Source organism: Acidobacteriota bacterium (assembly GCA_040754075.1).
Taxonomy (GTDB): Bacteria; Acidobacteriota; Blastocatellia; order UBA7656; family UBA7656; genus JBFMDH01.
Genome location: JBFMDH010000010.1, coordinates 71,286 through 97,729, shown reverse-complemented (window position 1 = coordinate 97,729; position 26,444 = coordinate 71,286). Strand labels below are relative to the sequence as shown.

At 49.0% G+C, this 26,444-nt stretch carries 21 protein-coding genes; 19 read left to right on the top strand and 2 right to left on the bottom strand.

Features of this window, described 5'->3' with window-relative positions:
* Positions 1 to 2,014: HAMP domain-containing protein (locus tag AB1757_13000; GenBank protein MEW6127950.1), on the bottom strand; the 2,014-nt coding region annotated here is incomplete at its 3' end.
* Positions 2,015 to 2,236: 222 nt separating this feature from the next.
* Positions 2,237 to 3,775 carry an MmgE/PrpD family protein gene (locus AB1757_12995; GenBank protein MEW6127949.1) on the bottom strand — a complete coding sequence of 513 codons (1,539 nt, stop codon included), beginning with the start codon at positions 3,773 to 3,775 and terminating at the stop codon, positions 2,237 to 2,239.
* 421 nt (positions 3,776 to 4,196) lie between these two features.
* Between AB1757_12995 and AB1757_12990 the strand changes: the two genes are divergently transcribed.
* From AB1757_12990 to tssG, 19 genes are all read left to right on the top strand, one after another.
* Complete coding sequence (locus AB1757_12990; GenBank protein ID MEW6127948.1) at positions 4,197 to 5,597, top strand: SUMF1/EgtB/PvdO family nonheme iron enzyme; 1,401 nt, start codon at positions 4,197 to 4,199, stop codon at positions 5,595 to 5,597.
* 86 nt (positions 5,598 to 5,683) lie between these two features.
* Positions 5,684 to 6,472, top strand: coding sequence for a DUF4384 domain-containing protein (locus AB1757_12985; protein ID MEW6127947.1), 789 nt, complete (start codon positions 5,684 to 5,686; stop codon positions 6,470 to 6,472).
* 17 nt (positions 6,473 to 6,489) lie between these two features.
* The gene (locus AB1757_12980) at positions 6,490 to 7,254 is read left to right on the top strand and encodes a DUF4384 domain-containing protein (GenBank protein MEW6127946.1); all 765 of its coding nucleotides are present in this window, start codon (positions 6,490 to 6,492) and stop codon (positions 7,252 to 7,254) included.
* A 68-nt stretch (positions 7,255 to 7,322) separates the two neighbouring features.
* Entirely contained in the window at positions 7,323 to 8,675 is a 1,353-nt protein-coding gene (locus AB1757_12975; protein ID MEW6127945.1) for a trypsin-like peptidase domain-containing protein, read from the top strand.
* Positions 8,676 to 8,728: 53 nt separating this feature from the next.
* Complete coding sequence (locus tag AB1757_12970; GenBank protein MEW6127944.1) at positions 8,729 to 10,084, top strand: FHA domain-containing protein; 1,356 nt, start codon at positions 8,729 to 8,731, stop codon at positions 10,082 to 10,084.
* 8 nt (positions 10,085 to 10,092) lie between these two features.
* Entirely contained in the window at positions 10,093 to 11,454 is a 1,362-nt protein-coding gene (locus tag AB1757_12965) for a transglycosylase SLT domain-containing protein (GenBank protein MEW6127943.1), read from the top strand.
* Positions 11,455 to 11,472: 18 nt separating this feature from the next.
* Positions 11,473 to 12,681: an FHA domain-containing protein gene (locus AB1757_12960; protein ID MEW6127942.1), complete on the top strand. Its 1,209-nt coding sequence runs from the start codon at positions 11,473 to 11,475 to the stop codon at positions 12,679 to 12,681.
* A 117-nt stretch (positions 12,682 to 12,798) separates the two neighbouring features.
* Complete coding sequence (gene tssK / locus AB1757_12955) at positions 12,799 to 14,151, top strand: type VI secretion system baseplate subunit TssK (protein ID MEW6127941.1); 1,353 nt, start codon at positions 12,799 to 12,801, stop codon at positions 14,149 to 14,151.
* A 15-nt stretch (positions 14,152 to 14,166) separates the two neighbouring features.
* Positions 14,167 to 15,030 carry a type VI secretion system accessory protein TagJ gene (locus tag AB1757_12950; GenBank protein MEW6127940.1) on the top strand — a complete coding sequence of 288 codons (864 nt, stop codon included), beginning with the start codon at positions 14,167 to 14,169 and terminating at the stop codon, positions 15,028 to 15,030.
* Between the two features lie 41 nt (positions 15,031 to 15,071).
* The gene (gene tssA / locus AB1757_12945) at positions 15,072 to 16,247 is read left to right on the top strand and encodes a type VI secretion system protein TssA (protein MEW6127939.1); all 1,176 of its coding nucleotides are present in this window, start codon (positions 15,072 to 15,074) and stop codon (positions 16,245 to 16,247) included.
* A 333-nt stretch (positions 16,248 to 16,580) separates the two neighbouring features.
* The gene (tssB, locus tag AB1757_12940; GenBank protein ID MEW6127938.1) at positions 16,581 to 17,102 is read left to right on the top strand and encodes a type VI secretion system contractile sheath small subunit; all 522 of its coding nucleotides are present in this window, start codon (positions 16,581 to 16,583) and stop codon (positions 17,100 to 17,102) included.
* Positions 17,102 to 18,592 carry a type VI secretion system contractile sheath large subunit gene (tssC, locus tag AB1757_12935; GenBank protein MEW6127937.1) on the top strand — a complete coding sequence of 497 codons (1,491 nt, stop codon included), beginning with the start codon at positions 17,102 to 17,104 and terminating at the stop codon, positions 18,590 to 18,592. Before tssB ends, tssC begins: the two co-directional genes overlap by 1 nt.
* Positions 18,593 to 18,681: 89 nt before the next feature.
* Positions 18,682 to 19,170 carry a type VI secretion system tube protein Hcp gene (locus AB1757_12930; GenBank protein ID MEW6127936.1) on the top strand — a complete coding sequence of 163 codons (489 nt, stop codon included), beginning with the start codon at positions 18,682 to 18,684 and terminating at the stop codon, positions 19,168 to 19,170.
* Positions 19,171 to 19,343: 173 nt separating this feature from the next.
* Positions 19,344 to 20,174, top strand: a complete 831-nt coding sequence (locus AB1757_12925; protein MEW6127935.1) for a hypothetical protein — start codon at positions 19,344 to 19,346, stop codon at positions 20,172 to 20,174.
* A gap of 148 nt (positions 20,175 to 20,322) precedes the next feature.
* On the top strand, positions 20,323 to 21,219 hold the full coding sequence (locus tag AB1757_12920; GenBank protein ID MEW6127934.1) for a hypothetical protein: 897 nt from the start codon (positions 20,323 to 20,325) through the stop codon (positions 21,217 to 21,219).
* 35 nt (positions 21,220 to 21,254) lie between these two features.
* Positions 21,255 to 21,743 carry a type VI secretion system baseplate subunit TssE gene (gene tssE / locus AB1757_12915; protein MEW6127933.1) on the top strand — a complete coding sequence of 163 codons (489 nt, stop codon included), beginning with the start codon at positions 21,255 to 21,257 and terminating at the stop codon, positions 21,741 to 21,743.
* A gap of 31 nt (positions 21,744 to 21,774) precedes the next feature.
* Positions 21,775 to 23,400, top strand: coding sequence for a class I SAM-dependent methyltransferase (locus AB1757_12910; protein MEW6127932.1), 1,626 nt, complete (start codon positions 21,775 to 21,777; stop codon positions 23,398 to 23,400).
* A gap of 69 nt (positions 23,401 to 23,469) precedes the next feature.
* Positions 23,470 to 25,350, top strand: coding sequence for a type VI secretion system baseplate subunit TssF (gene tssF / locus AB1757_12905; GenBank protein MEW6127931.1), 1,881 nt, complete (start codon positions 23,470 to 23,472; stop codon positions 25,348 to 25,350).
* On the top strand, positions 25,314 to 26,333 hold the full coding sequence (gene tssG / locus AB1757_12900) for a type VI secretion system baseplate subunit TssG (protein MEW6127930.1): 1,020 nt from the start codon (positions 25,314 to 25,316) through the stop codon (positions 26,331 to 26,333). The genes tssF and tssG overlap by 37 nt, the downstream gene beginning before the upstream one ends.
* The last annotated feature ends 111 nt before the right edge of the window (positions 26,334 to 26,444 follow it).

Here is a 26,444-nt window from a genome sequence, read left to right as displayed (position 1 = left end):
CGGTCAAATCTTTCCAGGTGCCGGAAACGCCGGGCACTTCGGCTTGTCCGCCAAGTTTACCTTCGGTGCCGACTTCGCGGGCGACGCGGGTGACTTCGGCGGCAAACGAGTTCAACTGGTCAACCATGGTGTTAATCGTGTTTTTGAGTTCGAGTATTTCACCTTTGACATCGACGGTGATTTTCTTTGATAAGTCACCATTGGCGATGGCAGTTGATACTTGAGCAATGTTGCGTACCTGACCGGTCAGGTTTGCCGCCATAAAGTTGACGTTATCGGTCAAATCTTTCCAGGTTCCCGATACCCCCGGCACGACTGCTTGCCCGCCGAGCTTGCCCTCGGTGCCGACCTCGCGGGCTACACGCGAGACTTCACCGGCGAAGGAATTCAATTGATCGACCATCGTATTTATCGTGTCTTTCAGTTGCAGAATTTCACCGCGCACATCAACAGTGATTTTTTTCGAGAGGTCACCGTTTGCCACTGCCGTCGTCACTTCGGCAATGTTACGAACCTGCGCGGTTAAATTATTCGCCATCGAGTTGACGTTATCGGTGAGGTCTTTCCACGTACCGGCAACCCCTTTGACTTCGGCTTGTCCGCCAAGCTTGCCCTCGGTGCCGACCTCGCGCGCCACACGCGAGACTTCACCGGCGAAGGAATTCAATTGATCAACCATCGTGTTAATCGTGTCTTTCAGTTGCAGAATTTCGCCCTTCACATCGACGGTGATTTTCTTTGAGAGGTCGCCTTTTGCAATTGCGGTTGCAACCTGTGCAATGTTACGCACCTGCGCGGTGAGGTTCGATGCCATAAAGTTGACGTTGTCGGTTAAATCTTTCCACGTACCGGCAACCCCTTTGACTTCGGCTTGTCCGCCAAGTTTACCTTCGGTGCCGACCTCGCGGGCGACGCGGGTGACTTCGGCGGCAAACGAGTTCAACTGGTCAACCATCGTGTTGATGGTGTTTTTGAGTTCGAGTATTTCGCCTTTGACTTCGACGGTGATTTTCTTTGAGAGGTCACCACTGGCGATAGCGGTAGCGACCTGCGCGATGTTGCGGACTTGAGCTGTCAGGTTGGACGCCATGAAGTTGACGTTGTCCGTGAGGTCTTTCCACACGCCCGCGACACCGGGAACGACTGCCTGCCCGCCGAGTTTACCGTCAGTGCCGACCTCACGAGCAACGCGCGTCACCTCAGATGAAAACGAGCGCAACTGATCGACCATCGTATTTATCGTGTCTTTCAGTTGTAGAATTTCGCCGCGCACATCAACGGTGATTTTTTTCGAGAGGTCGCCGTTTGCTACCGCGATGGTTACGTCTGCGATGTTGCGCACCTGCGCGGTTAAGTTGTTCGCCATCGAGTTGACACTATCGGTCAAATCTTTCCAGGTGCCGGATAAGCCTTTTACTTGCGCTTGACCGCCGAGTTTACCTTCGGTGCCGACTTCGCGTGCCACGCGCGTCACTTCCGCAGAAAATGAACCGAGTTGTTCAACCATCGAGTTGACGATTTTACTGGTTCGCAAAAATTCGCCTTGCAAAGTTCTGCCATCGAACTCGACGGTCATACTTTGCGAAAGGTCGCCTTTGGCAACTGCGCCGATGACGCGGGTCATTTCACTGGTCGGGCGCACCAGGTCATCAATCAATCCATTGATTGAATCGAGCATTCCAGTCCACGACCCGCCAACCAGTTTGAAGCGGGCGCGTTGGGTGATTTTTCCTTCTTTGCCGACGACACGACCAACACGTTCCAATTCCGCAGCGACCACTTCATTCATCTCAACCACTTCATTGAAGGTGTCAGCTATTTTGCCATTGATGCCTGTCCAGGTGTCCGGTAGTCGAAAATTGAAATTGCCGCGCTTAATCGCTAACAACCCCTGTAGGATGAGCTTCAGTTCAGCGTTTTCATTTTCTGTAATATCCGGGGAACTAAAGAGGAGAGCTTCTTCAGCAGCGCGATTTTTTTCGCGAGATTTTGCCAGCGCTTTTCTGGGTTGCATTATTTTTCTGTTCCTCCAATCGACAAAGAAATTGAATCAGACATAAATCAATTTTTTTGTTTTTGTTCTAAATTAAGTCGATTTTTTCGTTTTTTTGCATTGAAGAAATACACAACTACCTTATAAGTCCGAAGTCTCAGTAGTGGGAGCAAATTTTGTTCCCTGAAATTAGCTGATAATGATAAGAACAAAATTTAAAAAGCTATTTGGTATGAAAGAGGGTTAGGATTTTTTGAACAGTCGATGAATATTTTGTGTCCAACCGGCAATGTCTTTAAAGGAATCTACCTGTTCGACTAAGCGCACAACGGCTTTTTGAGCCGTTGGTGAAAGGCGTTTGCGGGTGAGCATTTGAAACTTTTCCATTCTGCGTTCGAGCATTTCCGGTTCATAGCGTTCGCCAATGCTTCTGCGAAACGGCGCGCGAATCACCCGCCCGTCGCGCATCACCAGGCGCGTTTCCCACTCTTTGCCGGGAGCAACAGTTTCGTGACCGGCGCGCGCGGCTAAATTCAAAACCGCCTTATCTTTTAAACTCGCATCCACGAAATCATCAACCGAAGCCGAACCGCGATTGAGAAAAAGAGAAATCGAAAAATTCATGTTGAGTTGTGCGCCGACGATGGTTGGCGGTGGTTCAAAGTGCAAAATCTTTTGTACAAAAGATGAATCCGCAAGCCAGTCATTGACGATGATGAACTTTTCAATCTCAGCGGCTTGGATTTTTTCGCGTTGGTAAACCGGTGCAAGCGCGTCGATGAAAGGCGTGATGGAGGCTGAGCAGGAACTGAATTTCGGAACGACGAACATTGCGCCGTCAAATTTGGCGATGTCATTTTTCAACCCCTGGTAATCAACTTTGCGCCCCGTGCCGCGCAAATAACTTGGCATCATTCCCGCCGCCCCTTCAACAATGTGCGCGGGACCTTGCCAGCCTTTTTGCGCAATCAATGCGCATTCGATGCCGGTGCGGACGGCGCGCGCCACATGCAATTTTTTCTCTTCGGTCTGGTCGAAGTAATATTGAAAAAGTCCGCCACCGCTGGCGATGCCGAGCGTCAACGCCCATTCGGTTTTCTCTTTATCGAATTTTAAAAGCTTCGCAGTCGCTGCCGCAGCGCCGCCGGGTCCGACCACCGATGATGGCATAAAGCCGAGTCCCTGCAAGCGGTCTAACTTGGCGGCAAGCAAACCGTTCACGGTGTAGGCGATGGCTGTAGCTAAAATCAAATCACGACCGGAGGCGTGAGCAAATTCAGCGACCGTGAGCGGCGGCGCAACCGATACACAGGACGGTCGGTAATTGCTGCGAAAATCGCTATCGTCAATTTCATTGCCGTGAATTAAAAATGCATTGCAGGCGGCGGCGGTTTCCAGAGGCAATTTGACGTTGAATCCCCAGACTGTCGCTTCATGCGCGCCGCCGATTGCCAAAGGTCTTTCAAGATAGGTGCGGCTGTCTTTAAGCGTAGCGGTGTGCGCCATCACGCCGATACAATCCAGCAAACAGAGTTTCGCGCGTTTGATAATTTCGGGCGCGAGGTCTGCGTAGCGAATGTTATGTATGGCGTCAGCCCACACGCTGGCGACACTTTGCGAAGTTTCTTGCAGCGTTGCGACAATGACTTGTTGACTTGCGATTGATAAATCACCGGCAAACGACGAATGATTTAACATCATCGCGCTTAAAGCGCCGCCAGTCGTTTGCAACAAAGTGCGCCGCGAGATTTTCGATTCATTTGATTTTAGCTTATCGCTCATTATCGCACGAAAATTTTTCAGTAGATGTTTAACTTTTGATTTTGGGTTGCGATTAAAATTTTAAATCAGCAAATCCCGCTCGACCTCTAAACTTGCTGCATAAACTTTTCCGAAGCCGCTTTTGGGCTAAGCTTCGATGAAAATAATCGCTCAAGGTTTTATCACAATGCCCGGTTTCAGGCATACCCTGGTGGAATAATTTCTACGGAGAGGTTAAGAACCGTGGGCTTTCGCTTGACCTTCATAGGTGTCTATAATTCAAAAGCTGGCGATAAGTTTGGGCTTTGGTTAAACTGGCGCACGGGTTTATCGCGAGTTGCGCGTAACTTGAATCTATCATCACTTGTCCAAAGCCGCTCGATAATCAATTTGAGCGAAAGTTAATAAAGCCGTGAATCATAAAAATAAAAACGGAAATGCAATGAAACGTGATATTACTGCGTGGTGGTATCCGACCGATGTTCGTCACCGGGCTGATAAACCGGATGATGATGCGACGATTCCGATGCAGGCAATGCGCGGCGGCGCAAGAGGGAATCAACCTGCGCAACCCAACGCGCCACAGTATCCACAATATCCGCCACAGGCTTATCCGCAACAACCTTATGGCAATGCGCCAAACGCCGGTTATTACCCGCAACCGCATCCTCAGCCGCCGACCGGTCAACCGCCGCAGCAAAACCTGCCGCCACAACAACCTGTTACCGCAAACCCACAACCTCCGGTTCGTCGCGGAATTCCGTTCTGGCTGCTGCTGAGCGCCGGAGGCGTGCTGGGCATCATCCTGATTGCTGTGGCGCTTTTTCTCTTGCAGAAAAATCCCGGACTCACCTTGATTGTTCGCGGCGCGCCCGAAGGCAGCGATGTGTTTATCACCGATGCGAGAGGCGAGATTCGTCGCGGCGTGCCGGTCGAAGGCGATCAATACCTGGTCGCTTCATTGCAACCGGGACTGCATAAAGTTGTGGTTAAATGCGCCGGGTTTGGTGATTTTCAAACTTCTGTTGATGGCGCAGACGGACAGGTGATTCCTGTCAATGTAGTGATGAGCAAAGGCGAATGCACACTGCCGAAAGAAATCACTTTCAAAGGGCATCAAATGGTTCTGGTCTGTGCAGGGGAATTTACGATGGGCAGTGACACCGGCGAAAGCGATGAAAAACCTGCGCACCCAATCACTCTGCCGGATTATTACATCGATAAATTTGAAGTGAGCAACCAGAAGTACAAAGAATTTTGCGATGCGACGGGCAGCCCTACGCCAACGCCTTTTCAATTTTATAAAGATTTATTTGAGAAAAACCCGACCTTTCCGGTGATCGGAATTTCATGGATGGATGCGCGAAAATATACCGAGTGGCGCGGGATGCGACTCCCGACCGAAGAGGAATGGGAGAAGGCTGCATCCTGGGACCCGCAAAGCAAAACCAAAAGAATTTTCCCGTGGGGAAATGCCAGCGACCCAACACGCGGAAAATTTGCATCCAAATCGCTGGTTACGGTTGATAGTTTTTCAAATGGCATCAGCCCTTACGGAGCTTATAATATGGCAGGCAATGCGGCTGAATGGGTTGAAAGCAGCTATAAGCCCTACCCCGGCAGTCCTTCAGCTGAAGGGTTTGATGAGAGTAATAAGTTAGCGCGAGGCGGCAGTGTGGCAGACCCGATTGATAAAGCCCGTTCAACTTACCGGGCACCGCATCCGCCAAATGATATTCCGAATGAAGAGCGAAAATATTTCACCGCCTTAGGTTTTCGCTGTGCGGTTTCTGCAAACGACCCGGCGGTTCAAGAAGTGATTCGGTCAATGGGCGGAAAGTAAACGATGGCTGCTCTCTAAAAAATATGAGGGAGCAGTAATCAAAAATTTGCGTTACCTAACGCAGAGGAAATTCAGGAGTGTGTTCCATGAAGAAAAAAGCTCAAATTTATCTGTCGGTTTTGAGCGCAATCATTTTGGCTGCAATCCAGGTGCCGGTTGCCGGCGCGCAAGGGAAAGGTTCGGCAAATGTCTGGTCTGACCCTGTGGTTAAGGTTAAGCCGAAGGCGACTCCGAAACCTACTCCTAAACCGGGAAAGCCAAAACCCAGACCCCCACGCCCGAAAGTGCAGTTGAAACCTCTGCTCACCCTGGAATTCAAAATCGTCAAACGCGGTGAAGACGGCACCCCTCTAGAAGTCAATCCCTATTCAACTTTTTACACGGGTGATTGGATTCAGATAAAAGTTAAACCGAATCAGGAAGGCTATCTTTATATTCTGTCCAATAATGAAGGACTCGATCAGGAAATGATTTTCCCGGATTCGCGCATCAACAATGGACAGAATTTCGTGAAGAAAAATCAGGAATACACCATCCCGCTGTATTGTGATTCGCGGTTCAAATTTGATGATGGAACCTGTTGGTTGAAAGTGCAGGCACCGGCTGGTAAAGAGACCTTCTTCCTGGTTTTCAGCCGCGATGCGGTTTCGGAAATTCCCAAAATTGCTTCGGAAAATCGCGGACTGATTTCGCAAGCGGTCATTCAGCGAATGGTAATGGAATCGAAACAGAATCTCGGAGAAACCAGTCGTCCGGGCATTTCCAGACAGCAGGGCGGCGGCGCAGGCGGCTATGCCATCTGGGTGACCAATTACAACAAAGTCGATAATGACCAGATGATTGCTAAAATTTCTATTAATCACGAGGACAAGTAACCGAAAGGAGTACCTCAATGAAAAATCAATTTAAAACATCTATTCTTTTGCTGATAATCGCCGGACTCATCAGTCTTCCGGTTTTTGGACAAGGTGGGAAAAAATTTAAAGCCGATGGCGTAAACACTCGCGGCATTAAAATTCGTCAGGATGTCACGGATAATAAAGTTGATGGGCTGACCGTCAGTATTTACCAGGTTCAAAACGTAGCCGACCAAAACCCGCGTCTGGTTGACCCCAGAGATGTGTTTAAAGAAGGCGATAGAATCCGCATTTCTTTAACCAGCAATTTCGATGGGTTTGTTTATGTCGTCAATATCGACCCCAGCGGGAAAAAATATCTCTCCTATCCCAGTCAGGATGCGCAGAACAACTACAACGAAGTGAAAGCCGGACAACCGTTGTTTATTCCGCCGCAAAACACGCTGGATTTCGACAATGTGAAAGGCACGGAAGTTTTGCAGATCATCGTTTCCAAAGAGCGCATCGCTTATTACGAAGAAGGCTACAAAATGTGGAAAAGCGGCGAAATTCCCAACACCAAAGAAGCCGCCGCGAAAGAGTTAGCCGGTAATTTCAGTTCGCGAGGTGGCGTAGTTAAATCGGAAAATGTGTCGATTCCGCGTCCGTTGGGCGGTAAAATCCTGGCGCGAAAAATCGATCTCGCGCCCCCCGACAAAAATAATAAAGATGCGGTGGTCGCGATTCCGCAGGACACCAAAAACAATGGCAAAATGAACGACCAACCCGTTGCCTTTGAGATTCGTTTGCAACATAACTAGGTTGATGCAGGGCTAAGCTTGGTCTGCAAAAGAACAGGTTTAGCCCTTCCTGTTTTTAGACAAAAATCATGAGCACCCGGTTGATTAAAATTGATGGGTTGAAAACCGCGGCAGTGACTTTAATTTGCCTTCTGTCGATTGCAACCATCGTTTCCGGTCAATCGGCAACCGGACGCCCTGATAAAAAAAACCCGGTTAAACCCACGACGCCTGCTAAACGCACCAATGTTCCGGCACCAACGCAAACTCCGGAGAATAAGTCGGGCGGACAAACCACCGACCCCAGTTCGACAACCCAATCTGTAGAAGTAAAACCCATAAAAAAGGCTCCTGAAATCCGCCAGGAACAACGCCCTGTTGAACCGCGAACCGCGTTTATGAGCGCGGCGTTGAAACAGGCGCTGAATTCCGTTGGATTAATTCTGGTGCGCAATGCCGACGATGAGCGAGCCGTGCCGCGAGGCTCCGGGGTGATTATTTCTGCGAATGGACTGATCGCCACCAACTATCATGTGGTTCGCGAAGATAATCTCGACAGGGTTTTCGATGAAATCACCTTCAGTCTTCCGGAAGTTGGCATGCCGGCGACCGCTGAATCATCGAAACGATTTAAAGTTCAGGTTGTCCAAAAGAGCAAAGACTATGACCTGGCGCTGCTGAGAATCATTGCCGATGAAAAGGGAAAATCGATTGAAAAAAGTCAGACCTTTCAAACGATTGAGTTAGCCGATTCCAGCAAAGTCGAACTGATGGACAGCCTGGTGATTATCGGGTTTCCGGCAACCGGAGGCGTTACCGTTACCACCAATGCCGGAGTGGTTCAGGGAAAAGATATGGTGGAAAACTGGATTAAAACCGATGCGCGCTTACTGCACGGCAACAGCGGTGGCGCGGCAATCGATGAACGGGGTCGGTTAATCGGCATTCCGACAAAAGTTGAAGTAGATCGCACACTGCTTAGGAAAGCCGCAGAAAATAACCATACCAATGCCGTTTCAGATGTCTATGCGATTGGTTATCTGCGCCCTTCCAATTTAATCGCCAAGATGGTTGAAACCCTGCATTATCTCGAAGCGCGACCCGCTGATAACACGGCAACCGCTACCGGCAATCCGCCTCCTGTGCCTGCGCAGACTTTCAGTTTAAAAGGACTGATTAAATCCCTGACGGATGGGCAACCGATAGCCGGAGCGCGTGTCGGTTTGGTTTCGGTTGAAAGCGTCGAGGTGACGGCTGAGAGTTTACTCAGTTGGGGCAACACCAACGGCGAAGGGAAATTTGAATTAAACCGGCAGGTTCCCGCAGGCAAATATAAATTGCGCGTGAAAGCTGTGGGCTTTGACCTTTTAACCAAAGAGATAGAGGTTGGTGCAAATCAGCAATTAATCGTTATTGAACTGAATAAGTCTCAACAGAAGTAAAAGTGCTAAAATGGGTTTGAAAATCAATCGGAGAATGGTTACTGAAAATTTTTATGGCGCGCTTAACGGTTTTATCAGAAGGAACGGAGAAAAAAGCATTCGAGATTAATGGAATGGTCTCGATTGGTCGCGCCTTTGATAACACCATCTGCATTCCCGATAAAAAAGTTTCCCGCTATCAAGCCATCATCGAAAAACAAGCTGACGGTTATTACCTGTCGGATTTAGGCAGCGTCAACGGAACCTCTATCGGCGAAGAGAAAATCTCTGCAAAACGTAAACTGAAACACGGCGAAGTCATTGATATTGGCGGTGCCGGAAAAATTGAATTTTTCGCAGAACCCGCAAATCTTAACGCTGGCACTGATGCCTCGGTAGCTGAACCTCCCAAGCCGGAAATTGTTAATGGAAGCGAACCGCTTGAAACCACGATTCCAGCCAATGCCAATCAAGCAATCGGCGGCAATACCAAACCCAAAAAATCACCTGGACTGATGATTGCCTTTATTGCTATTCCGGTGCTGTTGTTTGCAACCATCGGCGTGTTGATCTTCGCAAATTCAGATAAAAAGATTGAGAATAAAAATCAGTTGCCCTTGATTGCCACTAATAACGATCCGACGACAAACAGCAACGATTCGCTTGAACCGGATACCATTGAACAATCGGGTAAAACCACAATTCCGACAATTCCCGATACGACTTTAAATACGGATGCCACGAGTGGTTCATCAATCAGTCTGGATGAAATCCGTTTGATGTGTGCACAACTGGCATTCAACATCACCGGAAAACGACCGGGCGCATTCGATAGAGATTTTCTAATTCTGGTTGACCGCTTCACACGCGACTATCTGGATGTGCGGGTGGATGAGCGCGTCTGTCGAAATATCGGGGTTGCCTGCAACGATAAAAATTTGCCGGTTCAACTCGGACTGGTGCTCGCCATGCAACGCAGCAAATTCAAATCCTTAAAAAATATCCAAAGCCCGGCGGCAAGTGACACAACTCCTGTGGGTTTTTTCCTGATGCCCAAAGCGATTGCCAAAGGTTACATCAGTTCAAAAGAGAATGAGGAGGCGCTCTTAAATCCTGACCGCGCCACCGAAATCGGCGTGGCGTATTTGAAAGAGGTCGTTGACAAATTTCGTTTCGGAAAGGAAGACTTTCCCTTCGCCATCGCTTATTTCGGTTCGGAAATCGGCAGCATCGGCGAAGGCACGGTAAAACTTGATGAAACGTTTGCCGATGAACGCGCCAGACAGAATTTCTGGAAAATTATGAAATCCCGGCAGGTGCCGCTCCCGGCGAATGCGATGGAAAATGTCGCGAGATTTTTTGCCGCGGGGATTGTCGGCGAAAATCCCAAACGCTTTAACCTGTCGAGAAATCCACTCAGCCAATTTTGATTAAACCGATGAATGGCATCTCACTGACAATTCATTATCCGAATGGTCGCACAGAGCAACTCCCGCTCAACAGTGAACGCCTGACCATCGGGCAAAACAATGCCGATTTGTTGATTGAAGATGCCGGTTTGACAAATCATCGCGCCAGCATTTACCGCGATGGCAGCCGCGTCTGGATTCTCGATGAAGACATCTACAGTTGCAGTTATGTCAACGGCGCGCCGGTTCCCAGAGAAGGTCGCATTTTAAATAGCGGCGACAAAATCACCATCGGCGATTACACAACCATCTGGGTAAACATCGCGCAGGCGGCAAAACAAAGAAGCAGTCAAAATCAGGATGGCAAGCGGTCAGCTTTTGCGTGGCTATCGGTAATTCCGATTCTCGTATTCATCGTATTAGCCGGTGTGATTGGTTCAAAATTGATTGGGAAGACGGATTCCGAAAATAGCAATCATCGCACCGACAATCCGAATATTTTTCAAGATGACAATAGCAATCGTTCATCTGACCTCACCGTAAATAAAAACAGCAAACCACCAACTGGCAACGATGTGAGTAATACTTCACCAACCGATGTTGTCATTCCACCACCAACCGATGATATTTCGACCAAGAACCTGCCGGTCAAACGTTATTTGCAACTGAGCGATAGTGAACGACTGACATTTGTCAAAGTCGAAGCCAAACGCATATCCGGGGTGATTGGCAATCGCCCATGCGAATTTACCGATGAAGTCATGTTGATGATTAAAAACTTTGTCGATGGTTATGCCAAACGCGCCGGTAACAGTTCAGCGAGGCTTTGGAGCGAGGACACCCAATCCATCTACAGTCGCGCCAGTAAATTCGCGCCGATGATTATTCGCGCCTTTAATAAAGAGAGTGTCAATCCGATTGTCGGACTTTATATACCGATGATTGAAACCGAGTACCGTAATAATTTGACCAGCCCAGCAAACTGCAAAGGCATGTTTCAATTTATGCCAAGCACCGCAGCCGCTTATGGGGTTCACGGCGAAGAAATCTGGGATGTAGAAAAGACCGCACCGGCGGCGGCGAAGTATATGAAAGACCGGCTCTCGGAATTTGGCGGTGATGCGACCGGGGTGGCGCTGGCGATTGCCGGTTACAACCGCAGCCCTGACAGCGTGCGTCGCGATTTGCACACCGTGTTTAATGCCAGCACCCCGGAAGAACGCGACCGAAGTTTCTGGACCTTGATTGCCAAACGCGAAATTCTCGACAAATGGTTCAAAGGTGAAAACAAAAACTATCCGCCGAAGTTTTATGCGGCGGCAATCGTCGGTGAAAATCCTAAAATTTTTAATATTCCTTTGAATAAGCCGCTTTCGACTTACACCGATTGAACCTCGAAAACGCCCGCCATGAACTTTGACGTGAAACTGACAATCTATGAAGGCAGTGGTCAGGTGAGAGAATTGCCTGTTGGTTCCAGCCGTTTCTCTATCGGGCGTGGCGCGGATAACGATTTACAGATTGATGATAAAGGTTTATCGCGGCGTCATCTGATTCTCGATATTTTCGATGATGTAGTTCAACTCACCGATTGCGGTTCGCAAAATGGCACGATGGTCAACCGCCAACCGGTTGGCGGTTCGGTTCGTCTCAAAGATGGCGATTCAATTTTAATTGGCTATGCCTGCGATATTCGCGTGCATATTCAAGCAAAAGCGCAAATCGCCGCAGGCGCGGCGAATCCGTTCAAACCAGAAGCGCAAGTTGGCGAATCGTCATTTCAACCATACACATCATCGGATAAAAAAAATGACGGCAATAAAGTTCCGATGATTGCCATTGCTTCAATCATTGGCATTGTCTTTATATCGGCAGTTTTGCTTCTCATCATCAATATTAATTCAGATGATAAACCGAAACCCCTCGTTAAAAATGAAGATATAACACTGCCCAACGACGCGAATTTTAATTCGCGAGATGTGGTAAATAATCCTCCGCCCGCAAACGACAATGAAAATCAATCGGTTGAGGTGCCGACCAATAATTCCAGTAGCAAAATGATTGAAACGCTCGGCGCGAAGATGTTGAGCCGCATCAGCAAAGATCATCAGCGATATATTTTCAGAGAGTCGGCGTTGCGCGACATTACCCAGACGATTGAACGATTGAAAAGTTCGAGCAGCACAGCTTCGGCAATTGCATCGGTCAGAAATCGAAAGGGGCGAATCCTTGAATCGTCAAAACGTTTGGGGCTTGCCGGAGGCTTCGGGGTTTATGCGGTGTTGGCAGAATCGGATGCTCGCGGAAATGATGCCGAACAGGAGATACTCGGAAATCTGGCGTTCGTTGCAACAACCTGTGGCGCAGGAACCATTGAAAATGCCTTGGTCGCGCTGGCAGCTTACAAGGAAGGCACGGGTTCGGTGAAATCGCATCCGTTGCTGGTCAGAATTCGCGGCAAGGTTGATCCGCAGACGCAGCGCAATGTCTGGTATTTGCGCGAGCACAATTTTATCAGCGAAGCGCAGTACAACTTCGTAGTGAAATTTATTGCGCTCGGCATCATTGCCGAAAATCCCGGATTTTTTGGAATCAACACCGAGCCGCTTGCGTTTTAAGCGGCTTTATTTCAAGCTTGGTGCGTTATTTCGCAGGCATTATCAAAAAAATGGCAGGAAAACGACATGAAAATCGTTCGCCCCACACTAATTCCATAGCAAAGAATCATCGCCATTATGAGCAGATATAGAAAAATCGTTTGGAATGAAGGGATGTTGCTGACCCCGCATCACTTTCAGCAATGGGATAACTATCACGAAGAGTTGCTCAATGCGAGAGTTATCTCACTGGTTCCGTATTACTGGGGAGTGCTCGATTTGCAGGTTAATCGTGAATCGGTTGCCAATGGCAATTTTGAACTGGTGCGTTGCCGCGCGGTGATGCCCGATGGCTTAATGTTGAATATCCCGAACACCGACCTTGCGCCCAATCCAAGACCCGTCGAGGGGTTTTTTGAACCGACCGCCGAAACTTTGGATGTCTATCTGGCGATCCCTGCCAAACGCACGGGGGTTGCAAACGTTAGCCCAGCTGGAGCCGATGCCAAAACTTTGGCGCGTTACCTGCAATATTCCGGCAATGTGGTTGATGAAACCACCGGCGAAAATGAACAACAACTGGCGTTTGCGCGCGGCAACTTGAAAATTTTATTTGGCAATGAAAACCGCGAAGGCTATAGCTGGATGAAGATTGCCAAACTCGAACGCACGGCGACCGGACAGGTGACGTTATCGGAAAAATATATTCCCCCGACTTTAAATATCGCTTCGACCAACTGGCTGGTCGATTTGCATCGCCAGATTATCGAAATTCTGGTGACCAAAAGCAGCACCCTTGGTGAACAGCGTCGGCAACGGGCGCAATCGGTTGCCGATTTTACGACTTCGGAAGTTGCCTCATTCTGGTTATTGCACACCGTCAACACGGCGATTCCCAATTTAATGCACCTGTTTAAAACCCGACCGACACACCCGGAAAAACTTTACAATGAACTCGCCACTCTTGCCGGGTCACTGATGACCTTTACCACAGACCGGCATCCGAAAGACATCGTGCCCTATGACCACGATGATTTGTATTTAACTTTCAGTTTGCTGGCGGCAGATATTCGCGACCTGCTTGAAACCGTGATTCCGACGCGCTGTGTGGCGATACCGCTCGAAAAAATTCGCGAAACGCTTTACGTCGGGCGCGTCGAAGATGACCGCTTATTAAAAGAAGCGGGATTCTTTCTCGGCGTCAAAGCGCAGGTGCCTGAAAGTCGCATCATTGAGCGAGTGCCGCGGGTTGCCAAAGTTTCAGCTCGCGATGTGATTGATGCGGTTGTCGGCGCGGCGCTTCCCGGCGTGGTATTAACCCACGCCTCGCCCCCGCCTGCGCCGATTCCGACGCGTGTGGGATTTCACTATTTTGGTCTCGATAGCATCGGGCCCTTCTGGGCGGACATCAGCGGTTCAAAGACCATTGCGATTTATGTCCCGGATGAATTTCCCGATGTAAAACTCGAACTCTATGCAGTAAAGCCGTAAAAGAAGGAGAACCTTATGTCAAAGGCGAATGATTTACTAAGAGCCGGAGAATTGCGCGCGGCAATTGATGAAGTGACCCGCGAAGTAAAAGCCAATCCGATGAACGCCGGCGCGCGAACCTTTTTATTTGAACTGCTCAGTTTTGCAGGTGAATTTGACCGCGCTGAAAAACAACTCGAAGCCATTGGGCATTCGGATGTCAAAACCGAACTCGGGACGATGGTCTATCGCAACAATTTGAAATCCGAACGCGAACGGCGAAAACTATTTCAAGAAGGTGTCAATCCTTCATTTTTAACCGAACCACCGGAATATATTGACTGGCACATTGCGGCAATCAATTACTGGCGGATTGGCAAGCTTGAGGAAGCGCGGGAACTCTTAGACCGCGCCGAAGAAGCGCGTCCGGCTTTTAAAGGCAATGCCGATGGCAGGGACTTCGCGGATTTTCGCGATTATGACGATTTTGTCGCGCCGGTTTTTGAATTGATTGTCAAAGACCAGTATGTGTGGCTGCCCATCGAGCAGGTACGCAGTATCGAAATCACCAAACCGAAACACCTGCGTGATTTGTTATGGACGGCGGTGCGTGTGGAATCGCTGGATGGAACCATTGGCGAGGTGTATATTCACTCGCTTTATTCAGGCTCAAGCGACCACGCGGAAGACCAGGTGAAACTGGGGCGCAAGACCGATTGGCAAGAGGTTGCCGGAGGGTTTTATAGAGCCTCGGGGTTAAGAACCTATCTTGTGGATGATGAAGATAAACCGCTTTTTGAATTTAATCTGATTGAATTCGACCACCCGGATAGCGAAACCCCGAACGGTGAAAGCGACAATTCACCGGAGACAAGTTCAACCGAACCAGAGGCTAATTAGTTCGTACATCGCCCTTGATTTTGTTTGGAGGAGAGGACTGCATGTCAGCAGATTTTTCATCACCATCGGTAATTGATTTGGAAACTTTGCTTGCGCCGATTTCAGATGACAACCCGTCGGGTGAAAATCAGCGGTATTCCGGTTTGTATGACGAAGTTCGCGAAGCCCGTCGTCAGGATGAAGAACTGGCGCAGGGCGATTGGAAGCGTGATTTAAAAGCCGCCGACTGGGATGAAGTTTTGCGCCTGAGTTCGGAAGCTTTGGCAGAGCGAACCAAAGACCTACAGGTTGCCGGATGGCTGGGCGAGGCAATTATCAAACAGCATGGATTCGTCGGGTTGCGCGATAGTTTGTATTTGCTGCGCCGGTTGCATGAAGATTTTTGGGAGACGGTTTTTCCCGAAGAGGATGAAGGCGATTTGGAAGCCCGCGCCAATGCCATGTCGTGGTATGACCGCCAGGCTGCGGTGGCGATAAAGGAAGTGGCGATCACCAATTCGTTCAAAGGCGTCTATTCCTATTTTCAATACGAAGACTCGAAAAAGTTTGATGTGCCGGACAATCTGGAGGCTCAGGAGTCTGATGTCATTGAACGCGCCAATCAGGCTAAAGTGCAAGCCGAAGCCGAAGGCAAAATCACTACCGAAGATTGGCGCAATGCCAAGAACGGGACGAATCGTGCCTTTTATGAAGAGACCGCAAAGGTGTTGAATGAATGCTGGCAGGAATTCAGTCAACTCGACTCGGTGATGGACGATAAATTCGGGCGGCAGACGCCGGGGCTTGGGGAGTTGAAAAAATCGCTGGAGGCGATTCGTTCTTTCGTTGATATTATCGTCAAAGAAAAGCGTATCCTTGAGCCTGACCCGTCGGATGAAACCGCAAGCGAAGAGAGCTACGAAGAAACTGAGGATGGCTCGGTTGTGGGGCGCGGTAAGATGTCGTCGGGAACCATCAGTTCCCGACAGGAAGCTCTGCGCAAATTGAATGAACTTGCCGAGTTTTTCCGTAAAACCGAACCGCACAGCCCGGTGTCGTATCTGGTTCAACGCGCTGTGAAATGGGGCAACATGCCGCTTGAGATGTGGCTTAAAGACGTGATAAAAGACGGAGGAACTTTGGATGCGATATTAGAAACTCTCGGACTTGGAGGCGGTTCAGGTGGCAGTTACCCAACCGAATCCCCTTCGAGTGAAAGTGAAAGCAGCGATTGGTAATCAAATTCCGGATAAAACGATTTATCCATAGTTTCAATGTTTCCTCACGTATATTGGTAATTTTGGTTTTACTCAATTCATCAAAGCTTGAGAGTTGAGCAATTTAATCTCGCAGTTAAGCGGTTCTCGCTTTTGCAAGGCATAGGCTTCAAGTTGTTTCCCTCTGTACTTTTTACCAGTTGAATATCCGTTGTCTCGTAAAAGCAAAGACCGTAAAAAAATATTTTATCGGGTTTGAGGGAGTTTGATTTTTCTTTTTGCGTTAAGAGGTGAGCAAGAAAAAAGGCAACTCGCTTAAACCAAAAGTTGATTATTAGAAAAGGAGTCCAAATTATGCCAAGAAAAGAGAGTGTTCAACAAAAATTGGCTCGTGTGCGCCCGCCGCGAGTTCATATTACCTATGAAGTTGAAACCGGCGGTGCGATAGAACTCAAGGAGTTGCCCTTTGTGGTCGGCGTATTGGGCGATTATTCGGGTAAACCTGAACAACCGCTGGGGCGGGTTCGGGATCGCAAATTTGTGGAAATCGACCGCGACAATTTCGACCAGGTATTGGCAGGGATGGCACCGAGATTGGTGCTTGGCGTTAAAAACCAACTTCAAGATGATGGCAGCAAGATGAGCGTCGAATTGAAGTTTAAAAAGATGGACGACTTTGAACCCGACAACCTGGTTCAACAGATTGAGCCGCTCAGAAAATTAGTCGAAGCCAGACAAAACCTTTCCGATTTGTTGTCCAAGATGGATGGCAATGACAAACTCAGCGATTTGTTGCAAAACGTTTTGGAAAATGCTGAAACCCAGAAACAACTCGGATCCGCTTTAGGCGTCGAACCGACAAAGGAGGGTGAATAATGGCAAAGCAGGCGAAAAATGAAGCCGCCGAAGCGGTGGTAACCGAACAGCAGGAAGGCGGATTGCTTTCCCAGATTCTCAGCGAAGGACTCAGAGTTCGCGATGATGCCCAAGCCAAACGCGGACAGGATATGATTTCCACTTTCGTTGAACAGGTGATGCAGGGCACGCTCACCATGTCGAGAGATATGGAATCGACGATCAATGCCCGCATCGCCGAAATCGACCGATTGTTGTCGGCGCAAATGAACGAAATCATGCATCACCAAGAGTTTCAACAACTCGAAGCCAGTTGGCGCGGATTGCATCACCTGGTATTTGAGAGCGAAACCAGCACCATGCTGAAAATTCGCGTGATGAATGTGAAGAAACGTGAACTCCTGAAAGACCTTGAAAAAGCCATTGAATTCGATCAATCGGCGCTCTTTAAAAAGATTTACGAAGAGGAATACGGCACCTTTGGCGGCGCGCCCTTCGGAGCTTTAATCGGCGATTACTATTTCAGCAATCACCCGGAAGATATGCTGCTCTTGGAGAAGGTTTCGCAGGTCGCCGCCGCCGCCCACGCGCCGTTTATTTCGGCAGCCGCACCGCAACTGCTCGGTTGGGATAACTTTACCGAAATGACTGAGGTTCGCGACATCGCCAAAATCTTTGACCGAATCGAATATATGAAATGGCGGTCATTCCGCGAATCGGATGATTCACGCTACGTTGGTTTGACCCTACCGCACACCCTGATGCGTGAACCCTATGGACGCGACACCAAGCCCACCGAGTCTTTCAATTTTGAAGAGGATGTAGACGGCACCGACCATAGTAAATATTTGTGGGGCAATGCCGCTTATTCATTCGGCACACGCTTGACGGAAGCCTTTGCGCTTTACAACTGGTGCGTGGCGATTCGCGGGGTTGAAGGTGGCGGCTTGGTTCAAGGCTTGCCGACTCACACCTTCAGAACCGATGAAGGTGAAGTGGCATTGAAATGCCCGACGGAAATTGCGGTTACTGACCGTCGCGAAAAAGAGCTTTCGGATTCGGGATTCATTCCCCTTGTGCATTGCAAAAATCAGGATTATGCGGCGTTTTTCGGCGCGCAATCCTGTAACAAAGCTCCCAAGTATGACAGCGAAGCGGCAAACGCCAACGCAAGACTCTCAACGCAATTGCAATATATGTTTGCGGTCAGCCGCTTCGCTCATTATCTGAAAGCCATGATGCGCGACAAAATTGGCAGCTTCATGTCGCGAACCGATTGCGAGCGTTTCCTGAATCAGTGGATTAGCAATTACGTAACCCCGGATGACACCGCTTCGCCAACCGTCAAAGCGCAATTTCCGTTACGTGATGCGAGAGTCGATGTGACAGAAGTGCCGGGCAAACCCGGCGTGTATAAAGCCGTAGCATTTTTGAGACCTCACTTCCAACTGGACGAATTGACTGTCTCGCTGCGGTTGGTTGCTGAACTTCCAAAACCCGCAGCGGGCTAATCTCCCGGAACAGCGGCTTCGCGGATTAACTCAGTTGAGGCTGGGCAACCGGCCTCTCTCGAAAAAATTTACAATAAGGAGAAATTACAATGGCAGCAGTTGATTATTTTTTAAAGATAGATGGTATTGAAGGTGAAAGCCACGATTCCAAACACAAAGGCGAGATCGACATTGATTCGTGGTCGTGGGGTGAATCACAATCCGGTTCGCACTCCGGTCAAGGTGGTGGTGGTGCCGGTAAAGTGGCAATGCAGGATTTCCACTTCACTATGCGCGTCAATAAATCGACCCCCAAACTGGCGCTGGCTTGCGCCAATGGCGAACACATCAAGAAAGCGGTGCTCACTTGCCGCAAAGCCGGTAAAGAACAGCAGGAATTTTTGAAGATTACCTTCACGGATTTGCTGGTCTCCTCATATCAAATGGGTGGTTCGGCGCACGGCGATATTTTGCCGACCGATCAGATTTCCCTGAACTATTCCAAGATTGAATGGGAATACAAGGAACAGAAACCGGATGGAACCCTGGGCGGACCAGTCAAGACTGGTTACAACATTAAGGAAAACAAAGCGGTTTAGTGATCGAGCCAAACAATCATCTGGCGATTCTCAATCATTAACTAAGTTTTGTTTGAAAGTCAGGCTCCTTTTGCTATCAGGCATATTCACCTGGCAGCATCAGGAGCCTTTCATCTTTTCTCAGTCTCTCCCGTAACCTTTCTGACCTACCTGATAGTTTGGAGGAAAAATTTATGGTAACGATGGAAATCAACGATACCTCTTTTAAGTCACAGATTATTTTAAATACTGATGGCACCACCAATCACGTTTTGAAAATCTACCTCGGCTTATGCTTGCAGCGAATTACCGCACCGCCTGGGACCTTTAATGATTTCAATGGCAACGTTTTTAATATACGCAACTGGACGGAAGGCGAATGGCATGAATTTCGCAGCCAGATTTTCAGCCAGAGCGATTTGTGGAATAACCGGTTCTGGTTGATTCCACCCAATAATTTCAACTCCCTGGATATTCAAACCCTGCCGGGACGGGTTCGCTACCGCCCCAACATTAAATGCGAATTGTTCGTTCAGGTGTGGTTAAGCCCGGCAAACGCTCACAAAACGATTCGCGTGGCGCGGCTTGCCGATACTTATGCCGGTGACAGCTCGCTCTTTCGTTCGGATGCCGTGACCTATGATTCACTGGACGGCGTGGCGCACGTTTTCCACATACCGGATAATGCGGGAACGGTGATGAATATCAATCACTACACCATTCCCCATGAAATCGGTCACGCGCTCGGACAACCGCATATCGGCGTTTTGCGGCGCACCGCTGCCTGCACGACAGCCATAGCGGGGCCGACGGCTGGCGATAGTTCAACGGTTGGCGGCAGCAACTCGCATCGTTGTTACGGCTGGGGCGAAGCGCCGAGCATCGCTGAAAATATTATGGGATACGGATTGCGGTTTGCCGATGTTAATGCCCAACCCTGGAGAGACCGCATTGCCAGTCACACGCGAACCCGCGCAACGGATTGGCGAATCTCCATGACAAACGTTCCGCCGAGACGGTTATAGTTTGGCGCTGCGGTTAGGCATGTGTGAGTTTTGAACAACTGTATCAGCCTTGCAGAGAATCCGGGTGACAGAGTTTTGAGGGAAACTCATGCCATCTTTTGCGTATACGGATTGGAGTTGATGTTAAAAAATTCAAACTGGAGTTGATATGGCAGATACAGTTGTTTTTATTGGAAATCTTCAACGGACGGATTTAATCAAAGAGTTTTATCAAAAGTGCGGTTTGGAAACGACGAAATCGGGCAAAATCGGGGTGGGTGATATCGTTAGCTTCACGGATTTGGAAGACCTCATCAGCAAAATGTTGAAACGTTCCGAATCGACCCATATTTTAATCAGCCACGGAAATATCAATAACGGATTGCTCATCAAATTCGGCAAATCTTCACAATTTAATGCCACCGGTTTAATCATTAAGGAATTATCGGCGCTTGCCGACCTCGCACAAAAAACCATTTTCGGAACCCAGACGCCCGCAGTCGTCAACCTTGCCTCAATGATGGGATTGAAAGCAGAGGCGGTTATTAATTTAGCCAAAAATATTGCCGACCTGCGCTTGAAAAAAATCCGTTTGGAAATTCGCGGATGCAATGTCGGGGCAAATCCCACTTTGTTGCAAGCCTACAAAACCGCTTTTAATGCTTCGAGTGTCACCGCCCCGTCGGCAAGAATGTTTTATTTGCGAATTGCTCCGCACAAACCGCGCGCCGGGAAAACCATGGGCGGGTTGACGGCTGAAAGTCCGACGACCAGCCGGACACGCCGGCGTAATTTTTTTGATCCGAGTTATCGCATCGCCAATCAGGAACCGTTGATTATCGACGTTCGTGATATTGACGGACATTCCAGCGTCGATTCGGAATCGTTTATGAACATTCCCAGTTATGCGGCGCGTTGGGCGAAAGAATTATGCGGCGAATGGCGACAAGCGCCCCAGGGCATCGGCAATGACCGCTTTGTTTTGCCGGTCATCTGGGATGATAATGAATCGAGTTATCATGTGCCGCTTGATGATTCTTACAAGCAAAAACTTGCGACCGTGTAACGCATTGTTGTAGTAAGTACCGAGGAGTTAGCCGCATGGCGAGATTTGATAACGAAATTAAAATCACTCCATCGGTCATCGACCGTTTGATTGATTACGAACCGCAGATGTCGCGCGAGGCTCCGGCTTCGCGCTCTAAAACCCTTCGCGAGTTGAAACAATCCATCAAACGCGACCTTGAGTGGCTATTGAATACGCGCCAGAATGCCGAAGGCGTACCCGAAGGGTTAATCGAATTGAAGAACTCGCTGGCTTCCTACGGGTTGCCGGAATTTACCTCACTCAATCCACAAAATCCGCATCATCAGGTGGGCTTACGCAAAAAGCTCGAAGAAGCCATCAGTATTTTTGAACCGCGACTGATCAATGTGTCCGTCCGGCTCGAACCAACGGTTTTTGAAGGCGAACGCGCCTTGCGCTTTCGCATTGATGGACACCTTCGCGTCGAACCCACACCCGAACCGGTTACCTTTGATACCGTCTTACAATTGTTGAGCGGTGAATATCTGGTCAAAGAAGATTAAACCCGTTTTCCCAAATCAATGAGGTGAAAAAATGAATAACTCCCATGCAGCACAGGTCATCGAGCAGACCAAAGAGTCTTATGACGAAGTCTGGTATGTCGGCTATCCGTTTCAGCAAACCCACCCTGACCGACTGGCATCGCTAGCCACACTATTTGGAATGCAACCGGCACCGGTTACGAAATGCCGTGTGCTGGAAATCGGTTGCGGCGACGGCGCGAATTTACTGGCGATGGCTTATGGACTCCCGGAAAGTGAATTCATCGGCATCGACCTTGCGCCCAAACCGCTCGAATACGGCAATGCCTTAGCGGCAGAACTCGGACTCAAAAATTTAGACCTTCGCGCCTGTGACATCATGGAAATTGACGCCAGTTGGGGCGAGTTTGATTACATCATCGCGCATGGATTCTATTCCTGGGTTCCCGAATTTGTTCGCAAACAATTAATGCTGTTGTGTGAATCTTTGCTTGCGCCGCAGGGCGTCGCTTACATCAGCTATAACGCCTATCCGGGAAATCGCGTTCATCAGATGATGCGCGAGATGATGACCTTTCACACGCGAGGCATCAGCGACCCGCAGGTGATGGTCGAACAGGGGGTCGGACTTTTGCAGTTTATTAACAGTAAATTCACCGGCAACGAACAGGGGGAAGAGGCGATATATCCGCTGTTGCTCAAACGCGAAATTGACCGGTTGATGAGTTATCGCGCGAGCCAGATTTATCACGATGATTTCGCCCCATCGAATACCTCTTTCTATTTTTATCAGTTCATGGATGAAGCCAACCAACACGGTTTGCAGTATCTTGCCGAGGCTGATTTCTTCGAGATGCAGGATTTCATTTACCCGCAACCGATTCGCGAATTCCTGAGCCAATTTGATGACGAACAGATCGTCATCAAAGAGCAGTACATGGATTTTTTGAAATGCCGACAATTTCGTCAGACCTTGCTATGCCGAAAAACGGTTGAATTGCAAAGAGAGATTCAGCCTCAACGAATCCGGGGATTTTATTTTTCATCACCGGCAAAACCGGTGTCCGCGAAATTGAATTTAAATGAAGGCGAGGTCGAAGAGTTTCGCGGCTCGAAAAAATCTGTGTTGTCGACGGATTACCCTCTAGCCAAAGCCGCATTGCTTTACCTCGGCAGTATTTATCCGCGTTCAGTGGGGTGGGATGAGTTGGTATTAACTGCCAGACGACTCTTAAATAGCGCCGGTGTCCATCAACTGCCGGATAATAATTTTTTTGAAGAGGCAAACACCCTGGCACAAATCATTCTGGCTGCCTGCGGGTCAGGATTGGTGGAATTTCATATTCATCAACCAAACTTTGTCAGCGAAGTGAGTAAGTATCCGGCTGCCAGCCGGCTGGCAAGAGCGCAAGCCAATCGCGGTTCAGTGGTCAGTTCGCTGACTCATAAAAATGTCGAACAGGAAGACCCCATCGGACAAAAGCTCGTGCAATTGCTTGATGGAACGCGCGACCTGCAACAACTCGCGGATGAGTTGGTGGCGTTTGTCCTCAGCGAATCGACAATTAAAAAGCCGGATGGTTCAACGCCAACCGAACCGGAGATTCGTCAAATCATTCAAGGCGGACTCGCGACCAACCTGCAAAAGCTTGCGCGGGTGGCTTTACTTGAAGCTTGATTCGATGGTATCTCTTCAAAGCCTGATTGACGAATGCATCAATAGATAAAAGAAGGGAAAGCGAATTTCATGCGCGACGAACTGCTCGGTTATTACGAACGTGAGTTGGTCTTTTTGCGACAGATGGGGGCGGAATTTGCCCGAAAATACCCGAAAATTGCCGGGCGTTTGCAACTCGAAGCCGACAAATGCGAAGACCCGCACGTTGAGCGCATGATTGAAGCTTTCGCGTTTTTAGCCGCCCGCGTGCAACTGAAAATCGCCGACGAATTTCCCGAAATAACGGAATCCCTGCTGAATGTTTTATACCCGCATTATCTTGCGCCAATTCCATCGATGTCGATTGTCAAATTTGAGCTAGACCCGGAGCAGGGAAAGATCACCACGGGTTATCCGGTCGAGCGCGAAACGGTGTTGTACTCGCGACCTTATCAGGGAACGCCTTGCCGGTTTCGCACGTCGTATCCGGTGGTGGTCTGGCCGATTGAAGTTGAAAACGCCGCGCTGGAATCTTTAGACCCTGTAGATACGCGAGGCAGATGGAGTGAGGCAGTGATTCGCATTTCGCTTCGCTGTATGAACGGCACCAAACTTTCAAATTTGAAAGTCGGGCAAAAGGGCAAAGAGGAACCGATTGATAAACTTCGGTTTTATATCAATGGTGAACCCCAACTGGTTTATCCGCTCTATGAGATGATTTTCAATAATGTGGTTGAAGTCGAACTTCGCCCACTTATCAAAAGAACTGAAACCACCCGGTTGAGCCGTTTGCCGCAAGTCAAAAAACTTCCACCAGGTGTGATTAAAACCGTAGGCTTTGAACTCGACGAAGCGATGTTGCCTTATACGGCGCGGTCATTTCCCGGCTACCGTTTACTGACCGAATATTTCGCCTGTCCTGAGAAATTTTTATTCTTTGATATTCAGGGCTTGAACGAAGCGGCGAAAGAAGGCTTCGGCGACCGGTTTGAAATAGTGATTAAATTGCGCGACGTCCAACAACCTCGCGCTGTCGTCAGCGCCAACACCTTTCAACTCGGGTGCACACCCGTCATCAACCTGTTTCAAAAAATCGCTGAACCGATAAATTTGACTCAACAGAAAAATGAATACCGGGTGATTGCCGATGTCCACCGGCAACAGGCAACCGAGGTCTATTCGGTTGATGAAGTTTTCACTTTGAATCCGCAGCACCAGAAAATCAAAAGTTTTCAACCGTTTTATTCTTATCAACACGCGCGTTCGGATGAACAGGAAAAAGCTTTCTGGTATGCGACCCGCAGAACTTCACAGGTCGCCGATGATGAAGGCACCGAAGTTTACCTGACGCTGGTTGATTTAGGCTTTAATCCACACGTCCCGCCGGTTGAAGTCGTGACCCTTGAAACCACCTGCACGAATCGCGATTTGCCGAGCAAGTTGCCGTTTGGCGGTCGCGAAGGCGATTTTGAAGTCGAAACCCCGGGTCCGCTTTCCAGAGGTCGCTGTTTGAAAAAGCCAACGGAAACCTTGCGCCCGCCGTTGCGTCGCAGTACCCACTGGCGACTCATTTCGCATTTGTCGCTCAATCATATTTCATTGGTCGAAGGACCTGCCAATGGACTCACGACCACACCATTGCAGGAAGTGTTAATGCTTTATGATTTTTTGAACACTTCATCAACGCGAAAACAGATTCAAGGCATCGCCAACCTTTCAAGCCGCCGCGTGGTTCGACAAATCGGCGAGCGCATCGGCACAGGATTTGTGCGCGGACTTGAAACCACCATTGAATTCGATGAAGAAAAATTTGTCGGCGCCGGGGTATTTCTATTCGCTTCGGTGCTCGATAGATTTCTTGCGCTGTATGCTTCGGTCAATTCGTTCAATCAACTGGTCGCCAGGAAAACCGACCAGGAAGGAATATTAAAAAGATGGCCACCGAGAGCGGGGGAACAAATCATCCTTTAAGCATTCAACTGTTTGAAGAACCTTACCGGTTCGATTTTTTTCAAGCGGTGCGTTTGCTCGAAAGAATATTCAAAAACCGGCAACCGGTCGGGCGTGACATCAACCCTGCGCGGGAAGTGGCACGCTTTCGCACCCTCGTTTCTTTAAATTTTCCGCCCAGTCAAATTCATCAAATGCGGCGGGGCGAAGACCACCAACCGCCTTCGATGCTGGTGGCGTTTATGGGGCTTACGGGTCCAGTCGGGTTATTGCCGAACCCTTACACCGAACTCCTGATTGAGCGCGTGCGCTATAAAGATACGGCGCTCTGGGACTTTTTTGACATCTTTAATCACCGGGCGATTTCACTGTTTTTCCGCGCCTGGGAAAAGTATCGCTTCCCGATTGGCTATGAGCGCGGCGAAGCTGATGCCTTTACCGATCATTTGTTCAACCTCATTGGACTGGGCACGCCGGGGCTTCGCGACCGCTTCAGCTTTCCCGATGAAGGCTTATTGCTCTACGGCGGATTGATTGCCCAACAGCCGCACTCGTCGGTCAGTATGGCAGCTATTCTCGCTGATTTTTTTGGCGTCGAAGCGCAAATTGAACAATTCACCGGGCAATGGATAAAACTCGATGATGAAAGCAAATCGTTTCTCGGTCGAGCCAACAGTCAATTGGGAGTAAACACTATTGCCGGAGAAAAGATTTGGGATACGCAATCAAAATTCCGGGTCAAACTTGGCCCTTTAAAACTGAAAGATTTCGTCGAGTTTTTGCCGGTCAATTCGGCATTTAAGCCCGCCACGGAAATCGTCCGATTTATGTGCGGTTTGGAATTTGATTTCGATGTGCAATTGGTCTTGGAAAAAGCCGAAGTCCCGTCCTGCATTATGACCACGCGGGCGCGGCGGCGTCCGATGCTCGGCTGGACGACGTGGTTAAAAACCGAGTCTTTCGACGAGGATGATTCGCAGGTTGTTCTTTCGGTGAAAAATTAACCCTTATATTCAACCCTGCCAACTCAACGCAAAAAAGCTACACCATTCTTTTTAACTGCAAAACGCTTTGCCAAAGGTCAACTCAGCCTCGTACAACTCGCCAGCTAAAGG